Source organism: uncultured Sphingomonas sp. (genome assembly GCF_934560975.1).
In the GTDB taxonomy this organism is placed as follows: Bacteria; Pseudomonadota; Alphaproteobacteria; order Sphingomonadales; family Sphingomonadaceae; genus Sphingomonas_I.
In genome coordinates, this window is sequence record NZ_CAKTFO010000028.1 from 22,867 (window position 1) to 28,866 (window position 6,000).

Below are 6,000 nucleotides of genomic sequence, written 5' to 3' on the forward strand. Positions count from 1 at the left end.
CGATCGGAGCAGCATTCCGCACGCAGTGACAGGATCAGGAGCGTCACGCCTGCCAAGCGCCGCTGCCATCAGCCGGCCGTCCGCATCGGCGGGAGCCCGAAGGCGACGTTGATCGACAGCAAATGGTCGGGGAGAGAGGATTCGAACCTCCGGCCCCTGCCTCCCGAAGACAGTGCTCTACCAGGCTGAGCTACTCCCCGACGGAGCGCGGATCCTTGATGCTCTTGGGAAGAGCGGACCGGCGAGCTAAGCGAGGGGCCTGTTAGCGGCGACATGCGCCGGCTGCAAGCGCTATCCGCACGGGACCGCAAAGAAGGTGGCGCGTCGTGGCGCCGCACGGTAGCGTCCGGGCCCGTGCCCATCTTCGCCAATCCGCTGGAAGCCGTCGCCACCGCGCTCGGCGTCGCCAACATCGTGCTGCTGGTCCGCCGCAGCATCTGGAACTATCCGTTCGGGCTGGCGATGGTGGCGCTGTATGCCCGCATCTTCTTCGACGCGCGGCTGTATAGCGACGCGATCCTGCAGCTCTTCTTCTTCGCGATCCAGCTCTACGGCTGGTGGTCGTGGTGGCGCGCGGGCGGGGTGCGACATGCCGTCGCCGTGGAGCGGCTGACCAATCCGGCGCGCGTGGCGTGGGTGGTGATGATCGCGGCGGTGGCGGCCCTGTGGGGCAGCATCATGCGAGCCTATACCGATGCCGCCTTTCCGTGGTGGGACGCCGCCATCGCCGTGGCGAGCATCGCGGCGCAGGTGCTGCTGGCGCGGCGTCGCATCGAGAATTGGGTGCTGTGGATCCTGATCGATGTTGCCGCGATCGGGCTGTATTTCGCCAAGGCGCTGTACCTGACGGCGGGGCTGTATGGGCTGTTCCTGCTGCTGTCGATTACCGGGCTGCGGCAATGGAATGCCGCAAGGGGGAGGGAATCGGCGTGACGAATGGGATGGTGATCGGGCGCTTTCTGCCACTCCACCTGGGACATGAGGCGCTGATCCGGACCGCGCAGGCGCTGGTCGATCAGCTGACGGTGGTGGTGTGCGCCACGCCCGGCGTGTGGCCCGACGGCGTCGCGCGCGTCCGCTGGCTGTTGGAGATGTTTCCCGCCGCCCGCGTGGTCGCGATCGAGGCGCCCCCGGCGGAGGATGTGCAGCGCGATGCCGACCTGTGCGCCTGGCTGATCGAACGGTTGCGTACGGTGCAGCACGGGCCGGTCGACTGCCTGTTCGCGGCCAATCCCGTGCAGCAGGAGATTGCCGAGCGGATCGGCGCGCGGTTCGTGCTGATCGATCCGGAGCAGACGGCGGTGCCGGTGCAGTCCGATGTCATCCGCGAACGTCCGCACGACTATTGGCAATATCTGCCGCCGGCGGTGCGGCCGACCTATGCGCGCACCATCTGCCTCCACGGGCCCGAAAGCACAGGCAAGAGCACGCTCGCCGCGCAACTGGCGGCGCATTTTGAGACGTTGTTCGTGCCGGAATATGGCCGCACCTATTGCGAGCAGTTCGGGCGCGACACGGACATGGCCGATCTGGTGACGATCGGGCGGACCCATGCCGCCTTGACCCGGGCGATGCTGCGCCAGTGCAACGTCCGCCTGATCCTGGACACCGATCCGGTGATGACGGCGGTGTGGGCCGACATGGCGCTGCAACAGCGCGATCCGTGGTTCGACCGCTTCGTCGACACGGCCGACCTCTACCTGCTGCTCGACATCGACATGCCGTTCGTGGATGACGGGCTGCGGATCTACGGCCAGGAAGATGAGCGTCGCCGATTCTTCGACCTGTCGCGGCGGGAGCTGGAGCGGCGCGGGCTACTTTATCGGGTGATCGACGGCCCGGTGGAGGAGCGGTTCGGCCGGGCGCTGGCGGCAATCGCTTATGCGGGCCTGTGACACTCCACAGATCTTTCCCTATCTATCCACAGCTTTGTCACCAACATGGCCGGGCGATGCTTGCGTCGGGGAGGATCGACGTTAGCGTCGAAGGCCAGATACAAGGAGCGCGTGATGATCGCCGACGAATATGAGGGCGAACAGGACGACGAAGCCCCGATCGATACTCTGGAAAGCTATTTCGACGCGCGCGGCTGGACCCACGAACGCCTGGGCGACGAGGAGATCATCGCCACCGCACTGGGCAGCTGGACCCAGTATGAGCTGCGCGGCGTCTGGCGCGAGGCCGACCGGGTGCTGCAATTCCTGGCCCTGCCGGACATCCGGGTGGCGGCCGACAAGAGGGCGGAGGTCTACGAGACGATCGGCCTTGTGAACGAGCAATTGTGGATCGGCCATTTCGAGCTGTGGTCGTCCAACGGCATCCTGCTGTTCCGCCACGCCGCCTTGCTCGACGGGGCGGGCGAAACGCCGCTGACCAGCGCGCAGGCGGGTACGCTGATCGAAGCGGCCGTGGACGAGTGCGAGCGTTTCTATCCGGTGTTCCAGTTCGTGTTGTGGGGCGGCAAGTCGCCGAGCGAGGCGATCGCCGCCGCGATGATCGAGACGCACGGCGAGGCATGAGCGACTTTCCCATTACCGGACCGATCTGGTTCGTCGGCTGCGGCAACATGGGCGGCGCGATCCTGCGCCGCTGGCTGGAAGCAGGCCTCGATCCGGCGCAGGTCACCGTGATCCGCAAGTCGGGGGAGCCATTTGCGGACGGCGTGACGGTGCTGGCCGTGCCGCCGGCCGATGGTGCGATCCCGGCGATGGTGGTGCTGGGCGTCAAGCCGCAGATGATCGATCAGATCGCGCCGTCGCTCGCGCCGACTTTGGGCAGCGAGACGACGTTGGTGTCGATCCTGGCGGGCGTCGAGCTGGCGGCGTTGCGCCAGCGATTCGCCGCGCCCGGGCTGATCGTCCGCGCCATGCCGAACACGCCGGTGGCGATCGGCCAGGGGGCGACCGGGCTCGTCGCCGACCAGGCCGATGCGGCCGCGCGGGCGCCGGTTTCCGCCTCCTTCGCGCTGCTCGGGCTGACCGAATGGGTGGATGAGCCGCTGATGGATGCGGTCAGCGCGTTGAGCGGATCGGGCCCGGCCTTTCTGTTCCGCTTCGTCGATGCATTGGCCCATGCCGGTGCCGATATGGGGCTGCCGGCCGACCAGGCGGCGCGCCTGGCGCTGGCGACCGTCGCCGGGGCAGGGGCGTTGGCGGCCAGCTCCGCCGAAACGCCGCATCAGCTGGCGGAGCGGGTCGCCAGCCCCGGAGGCAGCACCCGGCGCGGGCTGGACGTGCTGGATGAGCCCGAGGGCCTGAAGCCGCTGGTGCGCAACACGCTTACCGCCGCCCTGCTGCGCAACCGTGAGATGGCGGCGGCGGCCCGCTGATCCGCATAAGCGGCACGTCCGCCTGCCCGCACGCACGCCTGCATATCGCCGCCGATCCTTGAACCTGCCTCTTTGAAGCTTATACTTGGCGTACCGCCCGGCTGACAATGCCGGGCGGGTTCGCGCGATGCCCATGCCCTTGGAGGTACCAAAAAGAGGGGTGTCGAGTAGAGGAGAGAATGCCATGATCGATCACTTTGCGTCCATCCGGCGCGGACGAGGCTTGGCGCTGGCGGCCATGCTTCCGGTCCTGCTGCTGGCGGCCGTCCCGGCGGCGGCATCCAAAAGCACCGACCCGACCGGCACCATCACCACCGATGTCCGCGTGAGCGGCCTCGATCGCACGCCCGAAACCGCTGCCGAGGTGGGCCGCGTCCAGCGGCGGCTCGCCAATGCCGCGTTGGAAGCCTGCGGCGCGTCGACGTTCAGCCTGACCGACGTCAAGCGCGCCGTCGCCGGCTCGACCTGCTGGCGGCAGGCTTATGCCGAGGCTGCCGGGCGGGTCCGCTGGCCCGACGGCAGGCGCGACTCGGTGGTCGCCCCCTGACCCGGCGGGCAGGTGGAAATCAGTGCTCCGGCCTTCGCCGCAGCACAACAATGCGCCGGCCTTATCGCGGGCGGTTGATCGGCCGGTTGCCCGCCGCACGGTTGCGGATGATGCGCAGATAGCCGTCCACCAGCGCCCCGTTGACCGCGTCCCACGAATAACGCTCGCTGACCTGACGACCCGCTTCGCCCGCGGCGGCGCGGGCCGATGCGTCCTGGCAGTAGAAGCGGAGCGCCTGGGCGAAGGCTTCGTTCGCGCCGGGACGGATCAGGCGGCCGGTTATGTTATCCTCGACCAGGCTGAGGCTGCCGGTGGCGCGTGCCGCGATTACGGGCAATCCGCACGCCATCGCCTCCAGCGTCACGTTGCCGAACGTCTCGGTCACGCTTGGATTGAGCAGCATGTCGGACGAGGCGATCGCGCGCGCCAGATCCTCGCCACGCTGGAAGCCGGTGAAGACCGCGCCGTCCGGCAGGCGATTCTCGAACCAGGGGCGGGCGGGGCCCTCGCCGATGATCAGCATCCGTGCCTTGGTCCCGCGTCGGTGGAGCATGTCCATCGTCTCGGCAAAGACGTCGAGGCCCTTTTCCATCACGATCCGGCCGATGAAGGCGACCACCGCTTCGTCGTCGCCGATGCCGAGCGAACGCCGCCACTCCATGTCGCGGCGGGCGGGATTGAAGATGTCGGTATCCACCCCGCGCGACCAGATGCCGACATCATAGCTCATCCGCTGTTCGCGCAGCACCTGCGCCATCGATTCGGACGGCGCGAAGATGGCGTCGCAGCGGCGATAGAAGCGGCGCAGCCCGGCCTCCACCACCGGCTCCAGGAAAGCGAAGCCGTAATAACGCGGGTAGGTTTCGAAGCGGGTGTGCACGGACGCGACCACCGGCTTGTTCCATTTGTGCGCCAGCGTCACGGCGCGGTGCCCGAGGAATTCAGGAATGGAGACATGGAAGATGTTCGCCCCGAATTCCTTCAGGTCGCGCTGCACCTTGCCGGGGATGCCCAGCGGCATGCGATATTCGGTGCGCCCCGGGATGGGGATGGCCGGCACGCCCACGACCTTGCCGATGCCGGGGAAAGCGGGGGTCTTGCTCTTGGGGCTGTAGATCCGGACCTTGGCGCCTTGGCGCTGCAGATAGCCGCTCAGGCGGTTCAGCGCCTGATTGGCGCCGTCGCGAACGTAATTATAATTGCCGGAAAACAGGGCTACGCGAAGGTCTGAAACATCCATCCGCCGCCGTTACCGATATGGCTGGAAAAAGGCTACGTCTCTCAGCCCTCGGCCGCGTCGTCCTTCAGCATCTTGCCGGCGACCGCCTGGGCATCCTTGGCGACGGCCTGCGCCCCGCCATAGATGAAGCCATAGGTCGGATAGGCCTTGGTGCCGATGTCGCGGATCGGCCCGTACCACACTTTGACCGAGCTCCAGTCACCGTTGGCGGAGGCGTCGACTACCTTGACGTCACGCTCGACCCCGCCGCGCGCGCTCCAATTGGCATGCGTGACCTCGACGATGCGCTCGGAAATGACCTTGGTGACAGTCGCCACATGGCCCGAGCGCATGGAGTTGATCGCCTTGAACACCAGTACCGAACCCGGCTTCGGTGCGTGGCCCTGGCCATATTTGCCCATGGACTGGTTCCACCACGATGCCGCCGCCCCGAACAGCTGGATGCCCGAAAAGACGCGAGCAAACGGGGCGCACTGCCAGAAGGTCGCCTGTGCATTCGCGGCCTGCGGCATGGTGAGCGCCGCCACGAAAAGCATGGAACAAAATGCCGCCTTGAAACGCTTCAACATCATCGGCTGATCCCCCGATCCCGCTAATGCAGTATCGGTGGCCGATCGCGCTTCGTCGCGAAAGTCTCCTGCGACGAGGTGTGACATGCCCGCGTTCGCTCGCGCAGCATGGCGCTGGACCGCTCCATTCACCGCTGCGGGACATCGTTTCGTCAGGTTAACGTCCTTTAATCTATCGAATCGCCGGGGTGGCTTGCGTCGGCACGGCCACGCCGCTATGTCGCCCCTCGCTCCCGGCGGAGGAGTGTAGCTCAGTTGGTAGAGCATCGGTCTCCAAAACCGAGGGCCGTGGGTTCGAGTCCCTCCACTCCTGCCA

General features: G+C 67.0%; 7 protein-coding genes and 2 tRNA genes. 6 read left to right on the top strand and 3 right to left on the bottom strand.

What is annotated here, in order from left to right:
• Positions 1-123 precede the first annotated feature (123 nt).
• A tRNA-Pro gene (locus Q0D93_RS13580) sits at positions 124-200 on the bottom strand.
• A 154-nt stretch (positions 201-354) separates the two neighbouring features.
• Between Q0D93_RS13580 and pnuC the strand changes: the two genes are divergently transcribed.
• From pnuC to Q0D93_RS13605, 5 genes are all read left to right on the top strand, one after another.
• On the top strand, positions 355-933 hold the full coding sequence (pnuC, locus tag Q0D93_RS13585; RefSeq protein ID WP_294395285.1) for a nicotinamide riboside transporter PnuC: 579 nt from the start codon (positions 355-357) through the stop codon (positions 931-933).
• Entirely contained in the window at positions 930-1,895 is a 966-nt protein-coding gene (locus tag Q0D93_RS13590) for an AAA family ATPase (RefSeq protein WP_294395287.1), read from the top strand. Before pnuC ends, Q0D93_RS13590 begins: the two co-directional genes overlap by 4 nt.
• Before the next feature lie 114 nt (positions 1,896-2,009).
• The gene (locus Q0D93_RS13595) at positions 2,010-2,519 is read left to right on the top strand and encodes a YbjN domain-containing protein (RefSeq protein ID WP_294395289.1); all 510 of its coding nucleotides are present in this window, start codon (positions 2,010-2,012) and stop codon (positions 2,517-2,519) included.
• The gene (gene proC / locus Q0D93_RS13600) at positions 2,516-3,328 is read left to right on the top strand and encodes a pyrroline-5-carboxylate reductase (RefSeq protein ID WP_294395290.1); all 813 of its coding nucleotides are present in this window, start codon (positions 2,516-2,518) and stop codon (positions 3,326-3,328) included. The genes Q0D93_RS13595 and proC overlap by 4 nt, the downstream gene beginning before the upstream one ends.
• A 184-nt stretch (positions 3,329-3,512) precedes the next feature.
• Positions 3,513-3,875, top strand: a complete 363-nt coding sequence (locus Q0D93_RS13605) for a UrcA family protein (protein WP_294395292.1) — start codon at positions 3,513-3,515, stop codon at positions 3,873-3,875.
• A 61-nt stretch (positions 3,876-3,936) separates the two neighbouring features.
• Here Q0D93_RS13605 and Q0D93_RS13610 read toward each other — a convergent pair whose 3' ends face one another.
• Positions 3,937-5,115, bottom strand: coding sequence for a glycosyltransferase family 1 protein (locus Q0D93_RS13610; protein WP_294395294.1), 1,179 nt, complete (start codon positions 5,113-5,115; stop codon positions 3,937-3,939).
• A 41-nt stretch (positions 5,116-5,156) separates the two neighbouring features.
• Positions 5,157-5,687 carry a CHAP domain-containing protein gene (locus Q0D93_RS13615; protein WP_294395296.1) on the bottom strand — a complete coding sequence of 177 codons (531 nt, stop codon included), beginning with the start codon at positions 5,685-5,687 and terminating at the stop codon, positions 5,157-5,159.
• Between the two features lie 237 nt (positions 5,688-5,924).
• Between Q0D93_RS13615 and Q0D93_RS13620 the strand changes: the two genes are divergently transcribed.
• Positions 5,925-6,000: transfer RNA gene (locus tag Q0D93_RS13620), tRNA-Trp, on the top strand.

Coding starts and splice junctions, on each gene's coding strand:
- Q0D93_RS13610 (WP_294395294.1), bottom strand. CDS start 5,115: ATGGATGTTTCAGACCTTCGCGTAGCCCTGTTTTCCGGCAATTATAAT.
- Q0D93_RS13595 (WP_294395289.1), top strand. CDS start 2,010: ATGATCGCCGACGAATATGAGGGCGAACAGGACGACGAAGCCCCGATC.
- Q0D93_RS13605 (WP_294395292.1), top strand. CDS start 3,513: ATGATCGATCACTTTGCGTCCATCCGGCGCGGACGAGGCTTGGCGCTG.
- Q0D93_RS13615 (WP_294395296.1), bottom strand. CDS start 5,687: ATGATGTTGAAGCGTTTCAAGGCGGCATTTTGTTCCATGCTTTTCGTG.
- proC (WP_294395290.1), top strand. CDS start 2,516: ATGAGCGACTTTCCCATTACCGGACCGATCTGGTTCGTCGGCTGCGGC.